This is a genomic window from Streptomyces zingiberis (assembly GCF_012034935.1).
In the GTDB taxonomy this organism is placed as follows: domain Bacteria; phylum Actinomycetota; class Actinomycetes; order Streptomycetales; family Streptomycetaceae; genus Streptomyces; species Streptomyces zingiberis.
Genome location: NZ_JAATEN010000009.1, coordinates 143,133 through 165,676, shown reverse-complemented (window position 1 = coordinate 165,676; position 22,544 = coordinate 143,133). Strand labels below are relative to the sequence as shown.

The following is a 22,544-nucleotide window of genomic DNA, read 5'->3' as shown; positions in this document are numbered from 1 at the left end:
ACGCGGGAGAAAGCGGGGACGGCGCGGGCACGACGGCGGCGGGCCGGGCGGGGACCGCACGGCCGGGGACGGCCGGCGGGGAGACGGACAGGCCGGAGCGCGCCGCGGGGTGTGGGCCCGCCACCCGCCGGAACCGGCCGGCCGGTGTCCCGTCGGCGTCTTGGAAGGTAGGAGCAATAATTGGCGTCGTCAATAGTTGTGTCAGCCCTCGCCCATGCCGCATGCTGGAGAGGTCAGGGAGCCGTACCGCCAGGGCCCCGCAGAGGCCGCCGGGGGGGGGAGACAGCCATCACCAGCACACCGCCAGAGACCGCGTCGATGCCCGCCGCCGGCGTCGTGGACGGTGACGAGCCGTGGATGCGCTCGCTCCACGCCGACACCGGATACCTGCTCTACCGCCTCGGTCTGCGCTCGGGACAGTTGTTCAACGCGACCCTCCAGGAGTCGGGGCTGCGGCTGCGCCATTACGCGATGATGCGCTTCCTGGCGACCGTGGAAGGAGCGCTCCAGCGGGAGCTGAGCACCCGCCTGGGGTACGACCCCAGCGCCATCGTGGGCCTCGTCGACGACCTGGAGTGCCGCGGACTGGCGGAGCGGCGCCCCTCCCCCACCGACCGCCGGAGCCGCATCGTGGTGCTCACCGAGGGGGGCCGGGACTTCCTCCGCAGGGCGGAGGATTCCAGCCGCCGGGTCCGCGACGAGCTGCTCGGCCCGCTGGACGAGCCGGACCGGCGCACCCTGCACGCGCTGCTGCTGCGGATCGCCGCCCCCGGGACCGCCGCGGCCGAACCGCCGCCGTCGTCCTGACCCTGACGCCCGGGCCGCTCCCCGCGCCCGCGGGTTGCGGCTGCCCCATCCGGCTGATCATGGCAGTGGGGCTCCCCGCGCCGCATGGCCGGCCCCGGCCCGGGTAAGCGCGGGACACCAACACCGAGGAGGTGCCCGTCATGGTCGTCGGCATCGTCGCCGTCTGCGTCGTCCTGGCCGTCCTGGCCTTCGTCCTGCCGCAGGTCTCCCGCCACCCCGAGCGCGGGACACAGCGTTCACTCGGAGCCGGCACCCGGGTGACCGGCAAGGCGCCGGGCCCGCTGGGCCGCCTGTTCAGCAAGCCGTTCCGCAGCAGCTCGCGCGCCGTCGGGCGCAGCGGCTCCGCCGGGCGCCGGGCCCGCGGTCGCATGCCGTTCTGAGCGGCTCCGGACGCCGTTCCTCCTCGCACCTGAGCGGGAAGGCGCCCCCGTCCCGTGCCGCCGCACCACCGCCCACCGGGCGGGGCGCGGCGGCACGGGACGGGGGCGCCGCACGTCGTGGCGCCGGCCGCGGCCCGCGGGGGTTCGGTCCCCCGGGGCCGCGGCCGGCCCGGTGTCACGGCCGCGGGGCGATCACCTCGGCGCCCTCCCGCACCTCGATGGCCATCAGGGGGCAGGAGTCCGCCACGTCCAGGACCTCCTCGTCCGGCTGCACCTCCGCGTTGCGCGGGCGGGCCCGGTCCTCCTCCAGGACGAAGAGCTCGGGCGCCGTGCCCACGCAGACGCCGGAGCCGAGGCACCGGCCCTGATCGACCTCGATGTGCCAGGTCATGTTCACCACCCGATCGGCAGGGTGCGCGGTCCGCGCACGATCATCTGTGTCTTCCACTCGACCTCCCCGGCCACATGGAGCCGCGGGAAGCGCCGCAGCAGGGCCCGCAGAGCCTCCTGGAGTTCCAGCCGGGCGAGCGGCGCGCCCAGGCAGTGGTGGGCCCCGTGGCCGAAACCGAGGTGCTGGTTGCCCTGACGGCCGAAGTCCAGGGTGTCGGGTTCACCGAAGCGGCCGGCGTCGCGGTTGGCCGCCGCCATGGACACCAGCACCGCCTCACCCGCCCTGACGAGTGTGGACCCGACCTCGATGTCCTCCGTGGCGTAGCGGGGGAAGGCCGCGCCCGCGCCGAGCGGCACAAAGCGGGTGAGTTCCTCGACGGCGCCCGGCAGCAGGTCCGGATCCTCACGCAGCCGCGCGAGATGATCAGGGTGGTCGAGGAGGGTGAGCACGAAGTTGGGGATCTGGGTGGCGGTCGTCTCGTGGCCGGCGACGAGGATGCCGATACACAGATCGATCAGCTCCAGCTCGGTGAGCCGGCCGTGGTCGCCGTCACGGGCGGTGATGAGGGCGCTCATCAGGTCGTCGCGCGGCTCCGCGCGGTGGGCTTCGATCAGCCCGGCCATGTAGCCGCGGAGTTCCTCACGGCTGGCCATGAACTCCTCCGCGGTGAGGGCGCTGGTGGACAGCGCGGCGTCGCTCCACGCCCGGAAGAGGGGCCGGTCCTCCTCGGGGACGCCGAGGAGGCGGCAGATGACGGCGACGGGCACCGGCAGCGCGTAGTCCTCGACGAGGTCCGCCGGCGGGCCGGCCTCCTCCATGGTGTCCAGCAGGTCCTCCGCCAGGGCGCGGACGGCCGGGCGGAGCCGCTCCACCCGGTGCGCGGTGAACGCCTTGGCGACCAGGGCCCGCAGCCGGGTGTGGTCGGGCGGATCCATGCCCAGGATGCCGCTGGTGGTGTGGGCAGGGCCCTGCCGGGGCTCGTCGTGCCGGGCGGCCTCGGCCCGGCTGAAGCGGCGGTCGCCCAGGACGAGCCGGGCCTCGGCGTACCGGGTGACGAGCCAGGCCGGCTCGCCGTGGGGCAGCCGGACCCGCACCAATCCCGGGGCCTCGCGTACCCGGGTGTAGGTGTCCGCCAGCCCCAGCCCGATGGGGTCGTTGAAGGGATAGCTGATCGGTGCGGTCTCGAACGTGGTCACCTGCGCCCCCTTTGGCTGGTGTCGCGCCGGACGGCAGCCCGGCGCCCCCACGGACCGTAGAAAGCCGCTACTCCCGAGTCAACAGCGCCTTTCGGCCCGGGAGTCGGCGGGCGGCCACGGATCCGGCGGGGGCGGGCGCTCCGGCGGTGACCGGTTCAGCCGATGCGGACGCCCCACATGAACGGCATGCCGCTGGTGCTCATCGGCTCGTAGCGGACGTTGGCGCCGGGCTTGGGAGCGTGCAGGATCTGGCCGTTGCCCGCGTAGAAGGCGACATGGCTGAGATCGGAGCGCATGATGACCAGGTCGCCGGGGCGCAGGTCGCTCTGCGAGTTGATCCGGGTACCGGCGTTGGCCTGGGCCTGGGACGTGCGGGGTATCGTGACGCCGGCCTGCGCGAAGGCCCAGGAGGTCAGCCCCGAGCAGTCGAAGGAGCTGGGGCCGGTGGCGCCCCACACGTAAGGCATGCCGACCCGGCTCTTGGCGGCCTCGAAGGCGCTGCCCGTGCGGGCGGTGGCGCTGCCCTGGCTGCCCAGGTCGGCACGGGCGCTGGTGCGGTTGGCGCGCGCCTCCTCGGCCTCCATCTTGGCCTTCTCCTCGGCCGTCAGCTTGTTGAGCAGCCGCTGCGCCTTGGCCAGTTTGCCCTGGATCTCCTTCTTCCGCTCCCGGAGCTCGCCGCGGGTGTCCTCCAGGGCACGCAGCTTCTCGGCCGCCTCGGTGCGCTGCTGCTGCAGCGTCCGCTGCTTGGCCTGGGCCTGCTTGAGCACGGCGAGCTGCTGGCTGCTCAGCCGGTCGAGGGTGGAGGCCTTCTCCAGGTAACCGTCGGGGTCGCTGGCGAGGAGGAGCTGGACGGAGGGGTCGATGCCGCCGCTGCGGTACTGCGCGGTGGCCATCGAACCGAGGCCGTCGCGGAGGTCGTTGAGCTCGGCCTGGCTGCGGGCCACCGTGTCCTGCAGCTTCTCGACCTCCTTGCGGAGCTTCCCCTCCTTCTCGTTGGCCCCGTTGTACTTCTCCGTCGCCTGGGTCGCCTCTTCGTACAACCGGTCGACCTGTGCCTTGACGCCCTTCGCCTTGGGGTCGGGCAGGGGGTCGGCCTGCGCGGTGTTCGCGGAGAGCGCCGCCGCGGCGGCGGTGACGCCGAGCACGGCCTTGTAGGTGCGCTGATGAGGCTGCTTGGGACGACGGTGGGACGCCACGGAGGGCAGCTCCTTATTCCTCGGCCGCCTGCCGGGAGGAGGGCCGCGCTCCCGGCTCCGCCAACCCGGCGGAATCGACGGTGCCTTCGCCGCCGTCCCGGCTGGACGGCCGACCACGCGAAGGGTTCGACGCCGGATCTTAACCTGCTAAGTTTCTTAGCTCCAAGCGCCGGGTACGCCCGGCCCGCCGGGCCCCTTCCCCGCCCCAGGACACGCCTCCTTCATCTCCGGACATCCGCCAATTCTGTTGACAGAATGCCGTTTCGGCCGCTTCCGCCCCGCACGTCCCGTCCGTCCGCGACGACCGGTCCGCGACGACCGGTTCGACGGGCCGGCCCGGCGCGGAAACAACGGACGGGGAGTCGAGGAGGGCAGCGGTGCGACCACTGGGGGAGCTGGAGGCGGAGATCATGGACCGCCTGTGGAACTGGGACCGTCCGGCCACGGCCCGGGAGTTGCTCGACGATCTCGGCACGACCCGGCCGATCGCCTACAGCACCGTCAGGACGGTCGCCGGCATCCTGGTCCGCAAGGGGCTGCTGCGCCGGGAGATGGCCGGGCGCGCCTGGCGTTACGCGCCCACCGCCACCCGGCCACAGTTCACCGCGGCGCTGATGCGCGAGGTACTCGCCGGCACGCCCGACCCCGCGGGCGCGCTCGCCAGCTTCGTGGAGCAGATCTCGGCCACCGAGACCGCCGCGCTGCGCTCGGCGCTCCGTGACGGGCCTGGGGGTGGGGGTGGGGGTGGCGGGACAGGCTGAGGCGGGCCGGCGCACGGCCGGCCGGCTTGTCCGCCCGTCCCCCGGCGCTCCTCCCCGTCCGGCTCTCCCACCACGGTGGGCGGGGGCCGGACGGGGACCGGGATCACGGGTTGCGCTCCCCCATCGTCCGCGCGAACGACCCCGGATCGGTGTCATGGCCGCGGAGGAACTCCCGGAACTCCCAGACGCCGCTCTCGTCGCGGAGGAACTCCGCGACCGTGGCGGCGGTGGCCCCGGCGACCCTCCCGAAGTCGTCCCGGGCCAGCTCCGTGTAGCCGTTGAGAACCTGCACGGAGCTGTTGGAGACCCCGCCGAACGTCCTCCGCCCCTCGCCCTGCTGGATCGCCACCCCGACGACCACGCGGGTGAAGGAGGGTGCCATCCGGTACAGCTCCAGGGTCATGGCCTCGTCGACGCCGAAACCCTGCCCGTTACGGCTGTCCCGGGTGAGGGTGATCGTGCCGTCCGGCGAGCGGCTGTCGAAGTGCACGAGGTAGACCGGCGGGCCGTACGGCTCCTCCGCCGCGTAGGCCCCGGCGATGATGTCGAGATCGACGGTGGGCTCACCGAGGGGACTCGGGTCCCATTTCAGCGCGACCTGGACCTTCTCCAGGCCTTTGTTGACACTTCCCGCGGAGCCCTTGCTGAGTTCGCTCACGGGCCTCCTCTCCCCCGACGACCGGTGTGGACACGTGGTGCGGGCGCCATCGTAGGGCGGCGGACCCGCTGTGTGCAGGCTGCCCCGTGTGGAGCTCCGGGAAAAGCGGCGAGGGCGCGTGCGGGGCCGGTGAAGGAGGCAGGGAGGGCGCACGGGCGGGGCGGCCGGCGCCCGGCCGCGGCAGGGGAGACGGAGCGGCGGGCGCGCGCCTGCGGGAGGCCCCACCGGGCACCCGCCGCGGCCCCGGGCGGTGGGGCCCGCGCACGCGGCGGGGGCGGCACCCGGGTGGGTGCCGCCCCCGCGCGCACGGGTCCGGTGGTGTGGCCGCGTTCAGTGGCGGGGGCGGCCGAACCAGGCCGCGCCGTCCTTCAGCGCCGCGAAGACGACGACCAGCGCGCCCACGATGATCCACAGGATGCCCAGCGGCACGTAGAAGATCCCGGTGACGATCATCAGCGCCCCGATCACCAGGGTGGCGATGCGCACCCCGCTGCCGCCCTTGCCAAACTTGGCGGCCACCACGATCCCGGCGATCGACAGGGCCACCGAGAAGAGGCCGAGGGCGAGCAGCAGGCCGGCCGACAGTCCCTCGGGCAGACCGCCCTGGTTCTCGACGGCGTCCCGCACCTCGGCGTTGTTCAGGGCGGCGCCGCCCGCCGTCACGAAGAAGCCACCGATGATGCCGAGTCCGCCGAAGACGAACAGCAGGACACGCGCCGCCTTGAGGGTGCCGGGCATCTGTTCCGGCATCTGGTTGCCCCCGGGGTGGCCACCGTAGGGCTGTCCGGGCTGCTGCGGGTACGGCGCCTGGCCGTACCCGCCTCCCGGGTACGGGGGCGGCGCCTGGCCGTAGCCCCCTTGCTGCTGCCCGTGGGCAGCAGGATTCCCCCCGCTCTGGGGCGGGCCGTACGGGTTGTTCGGGCCCGCATCACTCATATTCCTGTCCTTCCCGGAGTTTTCACAGGAGGTTGCCCCGGATTGATCTCATGAACCAGCGGAATGTCTCGGTCCGCTCACGATTCCTCACTCCTGACGCGCCGCGGCCCCGGTCGTCGGCGGGGACGCCGGTCCCAGGTGGCGGTGGTGAGGAGTTCGGACCCGGCCGGCGCAGCCTCGGGCCTCACCGTATCCCGGCCCGTCCGCCCGCCCGGCACCAGGTGGCGGCGGGTCCGGCGCACGGCCGGACGTGCGCCGGACCGGCACGGACCGCACGATGGATCCCATGACCGAGATCAACGAACCGCTCGTCCAGCACCCGCCGGTCACCGTCTGGCCGGTCACCGAGGGGGAGCCGCCGTTCCGGCTGGTGGAGATCCACGGTGAGCCGGCCGGCAAGGCCGGGTCGCTCGCGGATGTCGTCACCCTCGCGCACGACGCCGGGCTGGCGCAGGTGGATCTCGACGACCCCGCCGTGGTGCGCTGGGTCGGTGGCGGCAAGTACACCTGGATCCCCCACCACCGGCTCATCTGACGGGCCGGTGGGCCGCGGCCCACCGGGCGCCCCGGCCGGAAAGGGGACCGGCGGCGGGGGTCAGAAGCGCCCGCGCCCGCCGAGGGCGTCACGGACCCGGTCCACCAGTCCGGCTCCCGGCGCGAGCAGCCGGTTCGCGGGCGGGGTACCGGGGAGCCCCGGATGGGGCCGGGTGGGCGCGGTCCGCTCGGCCCGGCGGATCCTCGCGCCCAGCCCGGTGAGGAACCCGCCGGGACAGGACTCCCGCAGCAGCGGGAAGAGATGGCGTTCCTCGTCGTGGACGTGGCCGGTCACCTCGTTGATCAGCCGGACGACGAGGGCGTCGAAGCCGGGGTCGTGCGGCGGGCGGCCCTCCAGGTCCTTCAGCAGCCGTTCGATCTCCGCGTGGCCGGCGATCTCCCGGTCGGCGAGCGCGCCGCCCTCCGGGACGTGACGGCGCACGGCCGGATAGAGGTACTCCTCCTCGGCCACCGCGTGCCGGACGAGCGCCACGGTCACCCGGTCGAGCAGCACGCGGCGCGCCGGCCGCCCGGACGGCACCAGTTGCAGCTCCTCGAAGAGTGCGTCGACCGCGCGGTGATCGGCGGTCAGCTCCGCGACGGCGTCCGCGTCCTCGTCCATATCCGCCCTGCCTCCGTCCTGCCGGGCCACCCGCGGGGACGGCCGCCGGCCGGCCGGCGTCACGTCCACAGCGATCCCTTATAGTCATAATTGTCCGGCTCGCGGCGGATTCTCGCATGTCCGTGCCCGCGCGCCCTCCCCCACCTCCGCCCCCGTCACTCCTCACTCCTTCCGCGTTCCGATCCCGGAAAGGCCGTGCCATGGCCCCAGCCGCCCAGCCGGGCCTGCTCCGCCTGCTGCCGCGGCTGCTGCGCTGCGCGGGACCGCAGGAGATGGTCCGCGTCCTCACCGCGGCTCCGGACGGCGAGCCGGCGCCGCTCGCCGCCGGGCGCACCCACATCTACGTGAGGGGACGGGACGGTCTGGAGGAGTACGCAGCCCGCCCCACGGCCGCCCCCGGCCCGCGGCGCTCGGCGGCCGCCGTGCTGGCCGGAGGCCGGGGACGGCGGACCGGCGGGCCGCGGGCACCCGTCGCGCTGCTCCCGCTCACGGCGGACGGCCGGACGTTCGGGGTGCTCGCGGCCGGGCTCCGGCGCCGCCCGGAAGGGGGCACGTCCCCGGACGGCTCCGGACTGCGGCTGCTGGCCCAGGCCTGTGCCATCCGGCTGAAGGGCCTCGCCCTGGACTCCGCCGAGCCGCTGCTCCGGGCGGTGGAGGCGACCGGGGCCGGCGCCTTCGCCTGGGATCTCATGAAGAGCTCCGTCCACTGGGACGAGCGCGCCTGTGCCCTCTACGGCGTCACCCCGGAGGAGTTCGACGGCGCGGAGGAGACCTTCTTCTCCGCGCTGCACCCGGACGATCTGCCGGTGGTCCAGGCGGCGATCGCCCAGGTGACCGAGTCGGCCGTCAGCACCCCCGGCGCCGCGGCCACCTCCGCCTCGCCGGCCGGCGCTCCGGCCGGCGGCGGGAGCGCCTACCGGCTGGACTACCGCGTGGTGCACCCGGACGGCAGCCACCACCCGCTGCTCGAACACGGGACGGTGCTGACCGGCGGGGACGGGCGCCCGGCCTGCGCCCTCGGCCTGGTGCTGCGCGGGCCCTCCGACGGGGCGGCCACCGCGCCCTCCCTCTCCCCCGACCGGTCGCGGGACGCCTTCCTGCTGACGCTCGCCCGCTCACTCGCCCAGGCGGTGACGGTGCGGGACGTCACCCGGGTGATGACGGACCTCACCCGGCCGGCGCTCGGCGCGGAGGGCGTCGTCATCGGCGTCCTCGAACACGAGCACCTCAGAGTCGTGGCGGAGACCCCGGTCGCGCCGGAGTCCCGCCCGCTGCAGGCACCGGGCCTGGAGACCATGCGGCACGCGACGGAGCGGGACCAGCCACTGTTCCTCGCCGACATCAGCCGGCCGCGCGGAGCGGACCGGACCGGACCGCCGGGGCTTCCCTCCGCCGGGCCCGTGCCCCCGCAGGCGTGGGTGGTCCTTCCGCTGGCCGGCGCGGAGCGGTCCACCGGCGCCTGCCTGATCACCTTCGCCGGCCCCCGGGAGTTCGATGCCGGCGAACGGACGTTCTACACAGCCGTCGCGGCCCTCCTCGGCCAGAGCCTCGAACGCGCCCGCCGCTTCGACTCCGAACACCGCACGTCCACCGGCCTGCAACGCGCCATGCTCCCCCGCGGCCTGCCGGAACTCCCCTTTCTCGGGGCCCACGCCCGCTACCTCCCCGCGACGGGGGAGATGTACGTCGGCGGCGACTGGTACGACGTGCTGCCGCTGCCGGACGGCACGGCGGCACTGGTGATCGGGGACGTGCAGGGGCACGACGCGCACGCCTCCGCGGTGATGGGCCAGCTCCGGGTGGTCCTGCGCACCTGCGCCGACGCGGGCATGAGTCCCGGTCACGTCCTCGCCCGGGCCAACCGGGTCCTGGGCGACCTGGACACCGGTCTCTTCGCCACCTGCGTCTATCTCGTCCTGGACCCCGTCGACGGGTCGCTGGTCGGCGCCCGGGCCGGGCACCCCCACCCCCTGCTCCTCTCCTCCCGCGCGGCGGTGGAACTGCGGCTCACGGGCGGGCCACCGCTCGGGGTCGTCCCGCACGCCGGCTACCCCGTCACGCGGGCCCGTCTCGACCCGGGCGAGACCCTGCTCCTCTTCACCGACGGCTTGGTCGAACGGAAAGGCTCCGACATCGGCGACCGCGTCACACAGACCCTCACCGACCTGCGGGAATGGCTGCGTTCGGCCGAGGAGCGCCTGGGGGTGCCGGCCGACCTGGCCGACCTCGCGGACTTCCTGCTCCGGGAGGACGGGGACGCGGGGCGGCCGGACGACGTCGCCCTGCTCGCGGTACGCCGCGTCGACCGCTGAGACGCCCCCACCCGGGTCCCCGGGTCCCCGGCGCGCCGGGGAGCCGGGGACCCGGCGGAATTCCCCGCCGGCCGGTCCGGAAACGGGCTGCGCCACCCGGGTGACACTCATTTGCTTTCCGTCGCCACCCGTACCAGAGTCGGGCCGCCACCGGCTCCGCCGCCGTGTTATCAAAGCGACGGCACGGTGCCGCGCCCGCCGGCGAACGCGCGCCTTTCGCGGTGGCGGCCGGCGCCCCCGGAACCGAGCAACGCGAGAAACCCGAGCAATCCGATTCCTTCCCACGCCCCGGGCCGGTGGCGGAGAGGCGAACATGGCCGCGGACACCCAGACGAAGAGCGTGACCCGTCCCGGAAGGCCGTCCCCCGGGAAAGTGGCGGTCGACTGGCTGAGCACGACCGACCACAAGAAGATCGGCACCCTCTACATGGTGTCGGCGTTCGTCTTCTTCCTCTTCGCCGGGGCGCTCGCCCTCGTCATGCGCGCGGAACTGGCCCGCCCGGGCACCCAGATCCTCTCCCACGAGCAGTACAACCAGGCGTTCACGATGCACGGCACGATCATGCTGCTCATCTTCGCCACCCCGCTCTTCGCGGGATTCACCAACGCCGTCATGCCGCTGCAGATCGGGGCGCCCGATGTGGCCTTCCCCCGGCTGAACATGCTGTCGTACTGGCTCTATCTCTTCGGTTCGCTGATCGCGCTGTCCGCCTTCCTCACCCCGCAGGGAGCGGCGGACTTCGGCTGGTTCGCCTACACACCCCTGTCCACCAAGCCCTACTCGCCGGGGGTGGGGGGCGATCTGTGGATCATGGGACTGGCGCTCTCCGGGTTCGGCACCATCCTCGGCGCCGTCAACTTCGCCACCACCATCGTCTGCATGCGCGCGCCCGGGATGACCATGTTCCGGATGCCCATCTTCACCTGGAACGTGCTGCTCACCAGCGTGCTGGTGATCATCGCCTTTCCCGTGCTGGCGGCCGCGCTGCTCGCCCTGGAGGCGGACCGGCTGTTCGGGGCGCGGGTCTACGACCCCGCGAACGGCGGCGCGCTGCTGTGGCAGCATCTGTTCTGGTTCTTCGGTCACCCCGAGGTCTACATCATCGCGCTGCCGTTCTTCGGCATCATCACGGAGATCATCCCCGTCTTCAGCCGGCGGCCGATCTTCGGCTACATCGGGCTGGTCGGCGCCACCCTCGCCATCACGGGCCTCTCGGTGGCGGTGTGGGCGCACCACATGTTCCCCACCGGCGCGGTCCTGCTCCCGTTCTTCTCCTTCATGTCCTTCCTCATCGCCGTGCCGACCGGGGTGAAGTTCTTCAACTGGATCGGGACCATGTGGAACGGCTCGCTGTCGTTCGAGACCCCGATGCTGTGGGCCACCGGATTTCTCGTCTCCTTCCTCTTCGGTGGGCTGACCGGCGTGCTGCTGGCCTCCCCGCCGATGGATTTCGAGGTCACCGACAGCTACTTCGTGGTGGCGCACTTCCACTACGTGGTCTTCGGCACCGTGGTGTTCGCGATGTTCGCCGGATTCCATTTCTGGTGGCCCAAGTTCACCGGGAAGATGCTCGACGAACGGCTGGGGAAAATCCATTTCTGGACGCTGTTCACCGGCTTCCACGCCACCTTTCTCGTCCAGCACTGGCTGGGCGTCGAGGGAATGCCGCGCCGTTACGTCGACTATCTCGCGGCCGACGGTTTCACGACCCTCAACACCGTGTCGACGATCGGTTCCTTCCTGCTCGGCCTCTCCACCCTCCCGTTCCTCTACAACGTCTGGAAAACCGCCCGGTATTCGCCACGGGTCCGGGTGGACGACCCCTGGGGTTACGGCCGTTCGCTGGAGTGGGCCACCTCCTGTCCGCCGCCCCGGCACAACTTCCTGACGCTGCCCCGCGTCCGCTCGGAGTCCCCGGCGTTCGACCTGCACCACCCGGCGATCTCCCTGCTGGACGACGAGGAGAACGCCGGGCGCCGGGACGCGGTCGAGCCGGGCGGCGAGGCGGCCGGCCCGGCCGGCGGGGACCGCGACGGCGGCCGGGGCTGAGGTGGCCGTGCGACCCGACCCCGGAGAGGTGGAGGCCGGCCTCGCCCAGCTGGAGGGGTACCTGCGCGGCCGCTCCCACATCGCCGACGCGCACGCCGAGGCGGAGGCCTTCGCCGACCGTCTGCCCTGGCTGACCACCGCCCAGCGCGCCGAGGTCGTCGGGTGTTACGTCCAGGACCGGCTCGCGCTCACCCGGCGCCTCCTGGAGCACGTCGTGGGGCGCGCCGGCGAGTTGCGCGAGGAGTACGGCGCTCGGTACGAGCTGCTCCGCCGCCGGCTGGTGTGCGCCTCCGTGGCCGTGCTGCTGAGTGCGGTGGCGCTGAGCGTGTGGGCCCTGGCCGTCGCCGGCCTGGTGCGCTGAGACCGGGCTGCCCGTACCGCGCGCCGGCCGGGTCCCTGACGGCTCCCCGGCGGTACCCGGCCGTCCGCCGTCGGGCACCATGGGGCCATGACCCGACGCGCGTCCCGCCGGCCGGCCGCCGCACACCCTTCCCCGGGGCCCCTGCCCTGCCCCTGCGGGCTGCCCGCGGTCTACGACGCGTGCTGCGGACGGCTGCACCGCGGTGAGACGGCCGCGGCCACCGCGGAGCGGCTGATGCGCTCCCGGTACAGCGCCTTCGCCGTCGGCGACGAGCCGTATCTGCTGCGGAGCTGGCATCCGCGGACCCGGCCGGCGGCGGCCCCGGCCGATCCGGAGCTGCGCTGGCTGCGGCTGGAGATCCTGGCGACGGACGGTGGCAGCCCGTTCCACAGCGAGGGCCGGGTGTCCTTCCGCGCGCATCACATCCGGCGCGGCCGGGCCGGGGTCCTGGAGGAGGAGAGCCGCTTCGTGCGGGACGCGGGGGCCTGGGTCTATCTGGACGGTGCCGTCTCCGGCGAGAGCGGCTGAGGTCCGGCGGCGGTGACCGGCTGCGTTCCCCGCGACCCCCGTCCCGCTCATGGCCCGTCGGGGGTGCCGAACACCGTCCACGCCACCTGGTCCGGCACGGGCCGGACGGTGCGCCCGGCGACGGCGTTGAGGATGGTCGCGGCGCGCCAGGCGCCCAGGGTCAGGTCCGGCGCGCCGACCCCGTGGGTGTGGAGTTCCGCGTTCTGCACGTACAGCGCGCCGGTGACGGCGGGGTCGAGCGCGACCCGGTAGTCACCGTCGATCCGGTACCGCCCCCGCTCGTCCCGGTCCACCAGCGGCTCCAGCGGCCCGAGGAAGGGCGGACGGCGGGCCGCGTAGCCGGTGGCGGCCACGACCGCCGAGGTCCGCAGCGTGAAGGGGCGGTCCTGCTGGACGTGGTGGCAGCGCAGCCGCAGCCCACCGGGGGCCCGTTCCGCGCCGGTGACCTCCACCCCGGGGTGGAGGGAGGCGCGGGGCGCGGCGCCGCCGATGGTGTGCTCGTACAGCTCGTCGTGGATGTCCGCCAGGGTTTCCTCGCTGACGCCCTTGTGGAGCTGCCACTGCTCGCGCACCAGCCGGTCCCGTACGGGCTCCGGCAGGGCGCGGAAGTAGCGGATGTAGTCGGGGGTGAAGTGCTCCAGGCCGATCTTGGAGTACTCCATGGGGGCGAAGGCGGGGGTGCGGGCCAGCCAGCGGACGAACGGCCCGCCCGCCTCGCCGTCGCCGCTCCGCCGGCGCAGCAGGTCCAGGACGACCTCGGCGCCCGACTGCCCGGCGCCGACCACGGTGACATCGCCGGCGGCGGCCAGCCGGCTCCGGTGGGCACGGTAGGCGGCGCTGTGCACGATCCGCTCCGCCCCGTCGCCGCCCGGCGGGATCCGCAGCGCGTGGGGGAGCACGGGTTCCGTCCCGACGCCCAGCACGACCTGACGCGCCGTCACCTCGGCGCTCCGGCCGGCGGCCGAGCGGTGGGTCACGCGGAACACGCCGCCCGCGCCGTCCCAGGCGAGCGAGGTGACCCGGGCGTCGAACCGGCAGGAGGGAAGGCGCTCGGCGACCCAGCGGCAGTAGTGGTCGTACTCGCGGCGCGGGATGTGGAAGCGCTCGGAGAAGAAGAAGGGGAACATGCGGTCGTGCGCGCGCAGGTAGTTCAGGTACGACCAGGGGCTGGTGGGGTCCGCCATGGTGACCAGGTCGGCGAGGAAGGGCACCTGGAGAACGGTCCCCTCCAGCAGCAGCCCCGGGTGCCAGGAGAACCGCGGCCGGGTGTCCAGGAAGAGCGCGCGCAGCCCGGGGACACCGTCGGCCAGGGCGGCCAGGGAGAGGTTGAACGGGCCGAGACCGACGCCGAGGAGGTCGTACGGACCCTCCGCGGGGGCGCCGGGCGGCGCGGCGTGCGCCGGCGCGCCCTCCCGGGCGGGCTCACCGTGCGGAGCCGCCGGGTCCGGCGCGGTCTCGTGCGGCACGGCGCCTCCCGGGCTGCGGGGAGCCGGGGCCCCGGCTCACCGGCGGAAATCCAGGAGAGGGTAGCCGGGAGGGGCCCGGTTGCCAAGCCGCTGCGGCGGGCCGTTCCGCATGCGGAACGGCCGGTGGGGCCCCGGCGGTGCGCCGGGGCCCCACCGGTCCCTTCCGTCCGCCCGTGGCGGTCCGCCGGGCCGTCAGACCTGGCCGCGCCAGGCGCCGGTCTCCGCTCCGCGGGACTCGATGAACGATTTGAAACGCCCCAGGTCCCCCACGGCCTGCTTCCGGACGAAGCCCAGTTTGTCGCCGACGGAGTCCGCGATGCCCTGGGGGTCGTGGTCCAGCTGGAGCATGATCTTCGTCCGCGTGTCGTCCAGGCGGTGGAAGGTGACCACGCCCGCCTGCCGGACCTCACCGTCGACGGTGGTCCAGGCGACACGCTCGTCGGGGATCTGCTCGGTGATCTCGGCGTCGAACTCCCGCTTCATCCCGCCGATCTCCGTCACCCAGTGGGTCAGGGTCGGCGTCTTCTGCTCGATCCGCTCGACGCCCTCCATGAACCGCGGGAACTCCTCGAACTGCGTCCACTGGTCGTACGCGGTCCGCACGGGGACGCCGACCTCGATGGATTCCTCGACCTTCGACATGCCGGTCCGCTCCTCACCTCGTCGTGTCGGTACGCCGCTCCGCCTGCCCCGGGGGGTGGCGCTCGATGCGTACCGGAACGCGGAAATCCGGGCGATCCGTCCCTGAACGCACCGCGGGTGAAGGAACCGGCCCGCGGAACGGGCCCGTCAGTGGAGGAACTTCAGGCCCGCCACGCAGCCGATGATCCCGGCGAGCAGCAGCAGTTTCGCCACGGACACCGCCTCGCCCCCGGTGGCCATGGCCCAGGCGGCGGTGAGTACGGCGCCGATGCCCACCCAGACCGCGTAGCCGGTGCCGACGGGCACCTCCCGCAGCGCGTAGGCCAGCCCGGCCATGCTCAGGCCCAGGGCGGCCACGAAGAGCACGCTGGGGCCAGGTCGGCTGAACCCCTGCGACCGGTCGAGCGCCGTGGCCCACACGGCCTCCAGCACCCCCGACAGAATCAGCACGGTCCAGGCCATGCCCGCCCTCCCACTTCCCGCTCCGCGGCCCGGCTCCGGGAGACCGGGCCGTCTCCCCGTCAACCTCTCACACCCGGCGGCCGGGGCCGCCTCCGGACCGCGCTTGACATTCCGCGGCGCCGGGGCGGCCGTCCGCTGCCGTCGGAGCGGGGATGGCGGGTCCGCCGGGAAACCGCCCGAGAGGACTTCCGGCTTCCCCCCGACGGACCGCGCCGCGCGGAGCGCGCACGAGGCAGGCACGGCGTGGGGCCCCGGCCGGGCCGCCACCCGGAGCGCGCCGCCCAGGTACGCGCCCCCGTGAACGCCCGGGCGCTCCCCAGCCGGGAAACACCTGCGAGATCATGGTCGCTGTACACCACGGAGCCCTCTCCGTGACCCGACCCGAAGGACCGCACAGTGACCACCTCGGCCGCCCATCCCCCGATCTACCAGCAACTGCTGAACGAACACGGCGACGTGGTCGCCGACGCCCGGAACACCGCCGAGGAGATCCGGCGCGAGGCGGCCGAGGCCCTGGACTGGCACGGTCCGGGGATCCAGCGCCAGCGGCGGCTCCGGGAACAGCGGGGCTGACCACTCCCTCCCCGGCCCGCCCGGGACGGTTCGCCGTCCCGGGCGGTGAGCACGGCGCCCGCCGGCGGACGCCGGCGACCCCGGCAGCCGGCGCCGGGGCCGGAGCTGAGTCGGAGCCGGCGTTCCAGGAGGCGGTCTCCCTGGAGGTCAGCGCCCGCGCAGCCGCTCGGTCTCGCGGCGGTCGCGCTTGGTGGGGCGGCCGGCGCCGCGGTCCCGGTGAGGCACCACGGCCAGTTCCTCCCGCGGAGGCGGCGGCGGGCTCTTGTCGAGGTAGGCCTCGACGGCGGCCGGGGCTCCCACACGCTTGCGGAGCAGGGCCTTCACCACGACGATCCGCTCCCGGCCCGCCAGGCGCAGCCGCACCTCGTCCCCCTGCTTCACCTGATGGGCCGGCTTGACCCGCTCACCGTTGACCCGGACGTGGCCGGCCCGGCAGGCAGTGGCCGCCATGGACCGGGTCTTCGCCAGCCGCACGGACCAGATCCAGCTGTCGACGCGTACCGCTCCCTCGCCCGCAACCATGTGCCCGACCTTACCGCCGGAGCGGGCGGCCGGGCCCGCACGGGGACGGACGCCACAGGTCAGCAGTGCCGCCCGGGCACGGGCCGTCGTCCGGGCACGCTCCACCGCGTCGCGATCCCCCACGGCCGCGGGCGATGACCGCGGCCTTCCCCCGGGCAGGACGCGCCGGGCGGGGGCGGCGACCTCGGATCACACGGGGCCGGGCCTCCAGGTGACCCGCGCGACCTCATGGATGCGGTCCCGGACGCGGGATGAACACCTGTGCCCACAGATGTGGCCGGAGTCGCATTTCCGGCGGCACGGCGCCGGCCGCGGTTGCCGAAATCCAGTGCGCCGGAGCGGAAATATCGAAGATCCCGGGAGGCGCTCCGTCAGGAATATTCCGGAGGCGGCCCCCCTCCGGGAAACCGTGGTTCCACCGGATTTCCCCTCGCTCCGGAAACGTCGGGTGCAGCGCTTCACCGGACACAAACCCGCAGGCCAGAACGGTTGCGTGGAGCCGCGGACGGGCGGGTGGTGCCGCCATCACCGACATCGCGGGCACGCCGCCGGAAAATGCCGCCATAAGCCGTGGGCACGACGCTTTCCCGGCCACCGCCGAAGTGGGGGAACCGTTTCGGTGGACATAGCACGCTCAGCTGTAGACGTGGACAGGAGCGCGAAAGTGTGAGCATCATGAGGCCATGCCTTCAAAAACAGACCTGTCTTCCTCGCCCCCCGAGTACGCGGGGGTGCAGACGCGGGCGGACCACGGTGAATCCGTGGTCGCCCCGTGGGGGGAGGTCGACTTCGGGTCCGCGCCCCTGCTGTACCGGGCCATGGGCGAACTGTCCGCCGGCAACGGCGGCGTGGTGCTCGACATGGCCGACGTCACCTTCATGGATGTCGCCGGACTTCACTTCCTGCGGTTCCTGACCGCCTACGGACACGAGCACCGGGTGGCGGTGCGCACGGTCAACTGGGGCCGTCAGCCGCGCCGTGTGCTCACCGTGGCCGGTTCCCTGCTGCCCGAACCACCCCGGGGGGCGGGCCGGGAGGCCCATCTCACCGCGTAACGGCGCGGACCCCCGCCACACCGGGCCGGGATCGCGGAACCACGGCACGTGTGCCGGATGCTCCGCGCACCACGGGCCCTCCGACGCACCGGGACGGGACCCGGCCCCCGGCCTTCCCGCCCCACCCCTGGCCTCCCGGCCGGGGGCTTTTTCGTTTCCGCCGTTTCCACGGCCCCGGCCGCCGCGACTTCCGCATTCCTCACCTCGCCGGCACAGGTTTCCACCCCGGTTCCCGCAGCGCCGAATCTCCTGTCGCACAAGGGGATTCGAGCCGGAAATCCTTCCGGCGGCTGTTCCCCGGCGGGCTGACGAGGTATCCGGTACGCCGTGTCGCCCCCCGCGGCGCGGAAAACCCCGCAGCCGTTCCCCCGAGGAGAAGGCGGGACGGTCACGAGTCTCCACGGCGGCGGTGGAACAGCTGCCCGCGGGGTCCGGTGAGCACGGCCACGCAGGTGGGGCGAACGGTGTTCCCGCTCGCCGGAATCCTCGGCCTCATCCCCGGCGTCACCACCGGATATCCGACAACGGCCCTCGCGGGGCGCCTCTCCGAGGCGTTGCCGCCCGGGTTCTTCCAGCTCTCCGGCCCCCACGCACCGTCCGTCTGGTCTTCGATGCGGCCGGGCTCGTCATGGCGCCGAACGCGTCCTCCGCCCGGACCTGCCTCGTCGCCGGTGCCGCCGTCCACCTGGTCCTGTGAACGTACGGCCTGGTCGCCGGCAAGGACGGCGCGCGCCAGGATGCCCCGGCCCCACGGCCACCGTGCCGCCACCACCTTCTTCCGCGCCCGCCTCGGACCGGCCGGCGGCGGGTCGCGTCCACACCGCCGGCCGGTCCCCCGGATGGAGGCTCCCGCTGGCGGCGGCGGACGGGCGTGACCAGAGTGAGGACGCGGCGCGTCCGCACGTCCGCGCCGAGACACCCGCCGCCCCGCCGGGGAGCGGCCGACCCCGGGAGGCGATGTGGGGACGGGAACGAGCGGCGACAGCCCCGAGGGGCGGAAGGAGCGGGACGGCGCGCGGGGTGGCGGTGAGGAGGAGCGTCCGGCCGAGGGTGGGCTGCGCTGCCTGGTCACCGGCGCCTCGGGCTATGTCGGCGGCCGGCTGGTGCCCGCGCTGCTGGAGGCCGGGCACTCGGTACGCTGTCTCGCCCGCACCCCGGCCAAGCTCCGCGACCATCCGTGGGCCGGACGCGCCGAGGTCGTCCGGGGTGACGTCACCGACGCCGCGTCGGTGCGCTCCGCGATGCGCGGCATGGACGTCGCCTACTACCTCGTGCACTCCCTCGGCGGCGGCCCGGACTTCGAGGAGCGGGACCGGCGCGCCGCCACCGTCTTCGCCGGGGAGGCGCGGCGGGCGGGGCTCTCGCGGATCGTGTACCTGGGCGGGCTGACGCCGGCGGGCGTCCCCGAGCAGGACCTCTCGCCCCACCTGCGGTCACGGGCCGAGGTGGGGCGGATCCTGCTGGAGTGCGAGGTGCCGGCCGCGGTGCTGCGGGCGGCGGTGGTCATCGGCTCGGGGTCGGCCTCGTTCGAGATGCTCCGCCATCTCACCGAGCGGCTGCCCGCCATGGTGACGCCCCGCTGGGTGCGAACGCCGATCCAGCCCATCGCCGTCCGGGACGTTCTGCGGTACCTGGTGGGATGCGCGCGGCTGCCCGCGGAGGTGAACCGCGCGTTCGACGTCTGCGGTCCGGACGTCCTGACGTACCGGGAGATGATGCGGCAGTACGCGCGGGTGGCGGGGCTGCCCCGGCGGCTGGTCCTCCCGGTGCCGGTGCTGAGCCCGCGGCTGTCCAGCCTGTGGATCGGGCTGGTCACCCCGGTGCCGGGCCGGCTGGCGCGGCCTCTGACGGAGTCGCTCCGGCACGAGGTGGTCTGCCGGGAGCACGACATCGCCGGTTACGTCCCCGACCCGCCCGGGGGGCTGACCGGCTTCCGGCGGTCGCTGGAGCTGGCCGTGCAGCGGATCAAGGAGGCCGACGTGGCCACCCGGTGGACCGCGGCCTCCGTCCCGGGGACGCCCGGCGACCCGCTGCCCACCGACCCCGGCTGGGCGGGCGGCGATCTCTACACCGACCACCGGCGAACCGTCGTCGACGCCCCGCCCGAGGCGGTGTGGCGGGTGATCGAGGGAATCGGCGGACGGAACGGCTGGTACTCGGCGCCGGCCGCGTGGACCCTGCGGGGCTGGGCCGACCAGGTGGCGGGCGGGGTGGGGCTCCGGCGCGGCCGCCGGGACCCGCAGCGGCTCCGCGCGGGGGACGAACTCGACTTCTGGCGGGTCGAGGAGATCGAGCCGGGCCGGCTGCTGCGGCTGCGGGCGGAGATGCGGCTGCCGGGTCTGGCCTGGCTGGAGATGCGGGTCGGCCGGGACGAGCGGGGCCGCACGGTCTACCGGCAGCGCTCGGTGTTCCACCCCCGGGGTTTCGCCGGCCATCTCTACTGGTGGGGCGTCGCTCCCCTGCACGCCCTGGTCTTCGGCGGCATGGCGCGGAACATCGCCTCCGCCGCGGAGCGCGGGGCGGGCGACGGAACGGGGGACGGGTCCCCCGGCGCGCCGCCCCCGGCCGGGGCGGGGGCGGCGGCGGAGGGGCCGGCGGGACCGGCCCGGCGACGCGGTGGCGGGCCGGGCCGGGGGTGAGCGGCGGCGCGCCGGCGGGACCGGCCCCGGGTCACCAGCGGTGGTGCACCTGCGGGCGGATGCTGCGGTCGTACAGCTCACGGACGGCCGCCGAGGTCGCCTCCGGCAGGGGCGGCAGCGCGGCGGCGGCCGCGTTGGCCCGTGCCTGCTCGGGCGAGCGCGCCCCGGGGATCACGGAGGAGACGCCCGGCTGCTGGACGATCCAGCGCAGCGCCGTGGCCGCGGGCGTGGCGCCCTCCGGCGCCAGCCCGGCGAACTCGGACGCGGCCGTGACCCCGGTGGCGAAGTCGACGCCGGAGAAGGTCTCCCCCTGGTCGAACGCCTCGCCGTGGCGGTTGAACGTCCGGTGGTCGTCCGGGCCGAAGGCGGTCTCATGGGTGTAGCGGCCGGAGAGCAGCCCGGAGGCGAGCGGCACCCGCGCGATGATGCCGACACCCGCCTCGGCCGCCGCGGGCACCACCCGCTCCAGCGGCTTGAGGCGGAACGGGTTGAGGATGATCTGGACGCTCGCCGTCCCCGGCCGGGCGATGGCGGCCAGCGCCTCCTCACAGGTCTCCACGCTCACGGCGTAGGCGGCCACCCGCTCCTCGGCGACCAGGGTGTCCAGGGCGTCGAACACGGCGTCCGAGGAGTACACCGCCGTCGGCGGGCAGTGGAGCTGGACGAGGTCCAGGGTCTCCACACCGAGGTTGGCCCGCGACCGGTCGGTCCACAGGCGGAAGTTCTCCAGGGTGTAGTGCTCGGGGCGCTGCTCCACACGGCGGCCCATCTTGGTGGCGACGAAGGTGCCGGTGTCCGGGTGCTCGCGCAGCCAGCGGCCGATCAGCCGCTCGCTGCGCCCGTCCCCGTAGACGTCGGCGGTGTCGAAGAAGGTGACGCCCGCCTCGGCGGCGGCGTCCAGGACGGCGAGGGCGTCGGTCTCCCGCACCTCGCCCCAGTCCCCTCCGAGCTGCCATGTTCCCAGTCCGACGACGGACACCGCGCGGCCCGTCCTGCCCAGTACTCGCTGTTCCATGGCTCGATCATAAGTTCGGCCGGAGGGGGAGAATCCACGGTGCGGTCGCCGGGACCACCCGGGAGATTGCCGGATGGGCGGCCGGGTAGCCGCAGGTTTCACGGAAGAGGCCGACGACCTGCAAAGGACCGCGCATGAGCCCGGTGAAGAACATCTTCGTCATCGGAATGGACGAGTCGAACCTGGACACGTTGCGGGCCGTCCCGCATGCCGGGGAGTACCGGTTCCACCCGCTGCTGACGATCGAGGAACTCCAGATCGGCGACATCCCGATCGCGGACCTCATCGACAAGGCGCAGCGCGAGCTGGACGCCTTCGACGGCAGTGTCGACGCCGTCGTCGGGTACTGGGACTTCCCGGTGAGCACGCTGGTGCCGCTCCTGGCCGAGCGCTACGGGCTGCGGAGCACCAATCTGGAATCCATCGTCAAGTGTGAGCACAAGTACTGGAGCCGGCTGGAGCAGCGGAAGGTCATTGAGGAGCACCCGAAGTTCGCCGTGCTCGACCCGTTCGCGGAGGATGTCCGTCCGCCGTCGGGGCTGGAGTTCCCGATGTGGCTGAAGCCGGTGAAGTCCTTCTCCTCCGAACTGGCCTTCGGGGTGGACAACGAGAAGGAGTTCCACGACGCGATGGCCGAGATCCGGGAGGGGATCTCGCGCGTGGGCAAGCCGTTCGAGTACATCCTGGACCAGCTCGACCTGCCGGCGGAGGTCGCGGAGGCCGGCGGGCAGGCCGTGCTGGCGGAGGAGACCCTGACGGGCGAGCAGTTCGCCTGTGAGGGGTACGTCCACAACGGCGAGGTCACCGTCTACGGCGTGCTCGACTCGGTGAACTACCCCGACAGCTCCAGCTTCCTGCGCCACCAGTACCCGAGCCAGCTGCTCCCCCGGCACGTCTGCGAGCGCATCAAGGACGTCTCCACCCGGGTGATGCGGCAGATCGGCATGGACTCCGCCACGTTCAGCATCGAGTACTTCTACGACAAGGAGACCGACCGGCTGAACCTGCTGGAGATCAACCCCCGCCACTCGCAGTCCCACGCCGAGATGTTCGAGTACGTCGACGGCGTGCCGAACCACCACTGCATGCTCAGCCTGGCCCTCGGCCGGGACCCGCGGCTCCCGGACGCCGCCGGCCCGTACGAGGTGGCCGCCAAGTGGTACCACCGGCGCTTCGAGGACGGCGTGGCGCGCCGGGTGCCGACCCGCGAGGAGGTCGAGCGGGTGGAGGCCGAGATTCCCGGCGTGAAGATCGAGATCGTGCCCCGGCAGGGTGACCGCCTCTCCGCGATGCCCGGCCAGGACAGCTACAGCTTCGAACTCGCCCACCTGTTCATCGGGGCGGACAGCGAGCGGGAACTCCGCGAGAAGTACGACCGGTGCGTGGCGGCGCTGCCCTTCGAGTTCGACGCCGCGCCTGACGGGGAGCTGCACTGAGC

23 protein-coding genes are annotated in these 22,544 nt (G+C 73.8%); 12 read left to right on the top strand and 11 right to left on the bottom strand.

The window, feature by feature from the left end; translation table 11 throughout:
• The first annotated feature begins 318 nt into the window (after nucleotides 1-318).
• Entirely contained in the window at nucleotides 319-807 is a 489-nt protein-coding gene (locus HCK00_RS14450) for a MarR family winged helix-turn-helix transcriptional regulator (protein WP_240965564.1), read from the top strand.
• Nucleotides 808-947: 140 nt separating this feature from the next.
• Nucleotides 948-1,187 (top strand): DUF6411 family protein, encoded by a 240-nt coding sequence (locus HCK00_RS14445; protein WP_168102315.1) that lies wholly within the window; start codon nucleotides 948-950, stop codon nucleotides 1,185-1,187.
• Nucleotides 1,188-1,362: 175 nt separating this feature from the next.
• Here HCK00_RS14445 and HCK00_RS14440 read toward each other — a convergent pair whose 3' ends face one another.
• From HCK00_RS14440 to HCK00_RS14430, 3 genes are all read right to left on the bottom strand, one after another.
• Nucleotides 1,363-1,578, bottom strand: coding sequence for a ferredoxin (locus tag HCK00_RS14440; protein WP_206320348.1), 216 nt, complete (start codon nucleotides 1,576-1,578; stop codon nucleotides 1,363-1,365).
• Nucleotides 1,579-1,580: 2 nt separating this feature from the next.
• Nucleotides 1,581-2,774 carry a cytochrome P450 gene (locus tag HCK00_RS14435; protein WP_168102313.1) on the bottom strand — a complete coding sequence of 398 codons (1,194 nt, stop codon included), beginning with the start codon at nucleotides 2,772-2,774 and terminating at the stop codon, nucleotides 1,581-1,583.
• A gap of 155 nt (nucleotides 2,775-2,929) precedes the next feature.
• Nucleotides 2,930-3,970 carry a C40 family peptidase gene (locus HCK00_RS14430; RefSeq protein WP_168102312.1) on the bottom strand — a complete coding sequence of 347 codons (1,041 nt, stop codon included), beginning with the start codon at nucleotides 3,968-3,970 and terminating at the stop codon, nucleotides 2,930-2,932.
• Between the two features lie 377 nt (nucleotides 3,971-4,347).
• On the opposite strand from HCK00_RS14430, the gene HCK00_RS14425 reads away from it, so the two are divergent.
• Entirely contained in the window at nucleotides 4,348-4,731 is a 384-nt protein-coding gene (locus HCK00_RS14425) for a BlaI/MecI/CopY family transcriptional regulator (protein ID WP_168102311.1), read from the top strand.
• A gap of 103 nt (nucleotides 4,732-4,834) precedes the next feature.
• Here the strand turns inward: HCK00_RS14425 and HCK00_RS14420 are convergent, their stop codons facing one another.
• Nucleotides 4,835-5,389, bottom strand: coding sequence for a TerD family protein (locus HCK00_RS14420; protein WP_168102310.1), 555 nt, complete (start codon nucleotides 5,387-5,389; stop codon nucleotides 4,835-4,837).
• A 330-nt stretch (nucleotides 5,390-5,719) separates the two neighbouring features.
• Nucleotides 5,720-6,325 (bottom strand): hypothetical protein, encoded by a 606-nt coding sequence (locus tag HCK00_RS14415; RefSeq protein WP_168102309.1) that lies wholly within the window; start codon nucleotides 6,323-6,325, stop codon nucleotides 5,720-5,722.
• 286 nt (nucleotides 6,326-6,611) lie between these two features.
• Here HCK00_RS14415 and HCK00_RS14410 point away from each other — a divergent pair, with 286 nt between their 5' ends.
• Nucleotides 6,612-6,860: a hypothetical protein gene (locus HCK00_RS14410; RefSeq protein ID WP_168102308.1), complete on the top strand. Its 249-nt coding sequence runs from the start codon at nucleotides 6,612-6,614 to the stop codon at nucleotides 6,858-6,860.
• 60 nt (nucleotides 6,861-6,920) lie between these two features.
• Here the strand turns inward: HCK00_RS14410 and HCK00_RS14405 are convergent, their stop codons facing one another.
• Complete coding sequence (locus tag HCK00_RS14405; protein ID WP_168102307.1) at nucleotides 6,921-7,481, bottom strand: hemerythrin domain-containing protein; 561 nt, start codon at nucleotides 7,479-7,481, stop codon at nucleotides 6,921-6,923.
• Between the two features lie 200 nt (nucleotides 7,482-7,681).
• On the opposite strand from HCK00_RS14405, the gene HCK00_RS14400 reads away from it, so the two are divergent.
• From HCK00_RS14400 to HCK00_RS14385, 4 genes are all read left to right on the top strand, one after another.
• Nucleotides 7,682-9,793, top strand: coding sequence for a SpoIIE family protein phosphatase (locus tag HCK00_RS14400; protein ID WP_168102306.1), 2,112 nt, complete (start codon nucleotides 7,682-7,684; stop codon nucleotides 9,791-9,793).
• Nucleotides 9,794-10,106: 313 nt separating this feature from the next.
• Nucleotides 10,107-11,843, top strand: a complete 1,737-nt coding sequence (gene ctaD / locus HCK00_RS14395; protein ID WP_168102305.1) for an aa3-type cytochrome oxidase subunit I — start codon at nucleotides 10,107-10,109, stop codon at nucleotides 11,841-11,843.
• A 7-nt stretch (nucleotides 11,844-11,850) separates the two neighbouring features.
• Nucleotides 11,851-12,204: a hypothetical protein gene (locus tag HCK00_RS14390; protein WP_311765320.1), complete on the top strand. Its 354-nt coding sequence runs from the start codon at nucleotides 11,851-11,853 to the stop codon at nucleotides 12,202-12,204.
• Between the two features lie 87 nt (nucleotides 12,205-12,291).
• Nucleotides 12,292-12,732, top strand: a complete 441-nt coding sequence (locus HCK00_RS14385; RefSeq protein WP_168102303.1) for a YchJ family protein — start codon at nucleotides 12,292-12,294, stop codon at nucleotides 12,730-12,732.
• Between the two features lie 47 nt (nucleotides 12,733-12,779).
• Here the strand turns inward: HCK00_RS14385 and HCK00_RS14380 are convergent, their stop codons facing one another.
• The 3 genes from HCK00_RS14380 to HCK00_RS14370 all read right to left on the bottom strand — a co-directional run bounded on the left by HCK00_RS14380 (nucleotide 12,780) and on the right by HCK00_RS14370 (nucleotide 15,302).
• Nucleotides 12,780-14,198 carry a lysine N(6)-hydroxylase/L-ornithine N(5)-oxygenase family protein gene (locus HCK00_RS14380; protein ID WP_168102302.1) on the bottom strand — a complete coding sequence of 473 codons (1,419 nt, stop codon included), beginning with the start codon at nucleotides 14,196-14,198 and terminating at the stop codon, nucleotides 12,780-12,782.
• A 192-nt stretch (nucleotides 14,199-14,390) separates the two neighbouring features.
• Complete coding sequence (locus HCK00_RS14375; RefSeq protein ID WP_168102301.1) at nucleotides 14,391-14,840, bottom strand: SRPBCC family protein; 450 nt, start codon at nucleotides 14,838-14,840, stop codon at nucleotides 14,391-14,393.
• 147 nt (nucleotides 14,841-14,987) lie between these two features.
• Nucleotides 14,988-15,302, bottom strand: coding sequence for a DMT family transporter (locus HCK00_RS14370; protein WP_168102300.1), 315 nt, complete (start codon nucleotides 15,300-15,302; stop codon nucleotides 14,988-14,990).
• A gap of 396 nt (nucleotides 15,303-15,698) precedes the next feature.
• On the opposite strand from HCK00_RS14370, the gene HCK00_RS14365 reads away from it, so the two are divergent.
• Nucleotides 15,699-15,875, top strand: coding sequence for a hypothetical protein (locus HCK00_RS14365; protein ID WP_168102299.1), 177 nt, complete (start codon nucleotides 15,699-15,701; stop codon nucleotides 15,873-15,875).
• A 147-nt stretch (nucleotides 15,876-16,022) separates the two neighbouring features.
• Here HCK00_RS14365 and HCK00_RS14360 read toward each other — a convergent pair whose 3' ends face one another.
• Complete coding sequence (locus tag HCK00_RS14360) at nucleotides 16,023-16,397, bottom strand: Hsp15 family ribosome-associated heat shock protein (RefSeq protein ID WP_168102298.1); 375 nt, start codon at nucleotides 16,395-16,397, stop codon at nucleotides 16,023-16,025.
• 683 nt (nucleotides 16,398-17,080) lie between these two features.
• Here HCK00_RS14360 and HCK00_RS14355 point away from each other — a divergent pair.
• Both HCK00_RS14355 and HCK00_RS14350 read left to right on the top strand, forming a co-directional pair.
• Nucleotides 17,081-17,452, top strand: coding sequence for an STAS domain-containing protein (locus HCK00_RS14355; RefSeq protein ID WP_168102297.1), 372 nt, complete (start codon nucleotides 17,081-17,083; stop codon nucleotides 17,450-17,452).
• A 1,055-nt stretch (nucleotides 17,453-18,507) separates the two neighbouring features.
• Complete coding sequence (locus HCK00_RS14350) at nucleotides 18,508-20,091, top strand: SDR family oxidoreductase (protein ID WP_168102369.1); 1,584 nt, start codon at nucleotides 18,508-18,510, stop codon at nucleotides 20,089-20,091.
• Nucleotides 20,092-20,122: 31 nt separating this feature from the next.
• Here HCK00_RS14350 and HCK00_RS14345 read toward each other — a convergent pair whose 3' ends face one another.
• A complete protein-coding gene (locus HCK00_RS14345) occupies nucleotides 20,123-21,106 on the bottom strand; it encodes an aldo/keto reductase (protein ID WP_168102296.1) in 984 nt (327 codons plus the stop codon).
• A gap of 134 nt (nucleotides 21,107-21,240) precedes the next feature.
• Between HCK00_RS14345 and HCK00_RS14340 the strand changes: the two genes are divergently transcribed.
• Nucleotides 21,241-22,542 (top strand): ATP-grasp domain-containing protein, encoded by a 1,302-nt coding sequence (locus HCK00_RS14340; protein ID WP_168102295.1) that lies wholly within the window; start codon nucleotides 21,241-21,243, stop codon nucleotides 22,540-22,542.
• Nucleotides 22,543-22,544 lie beyond the last annotated feature (2 nt).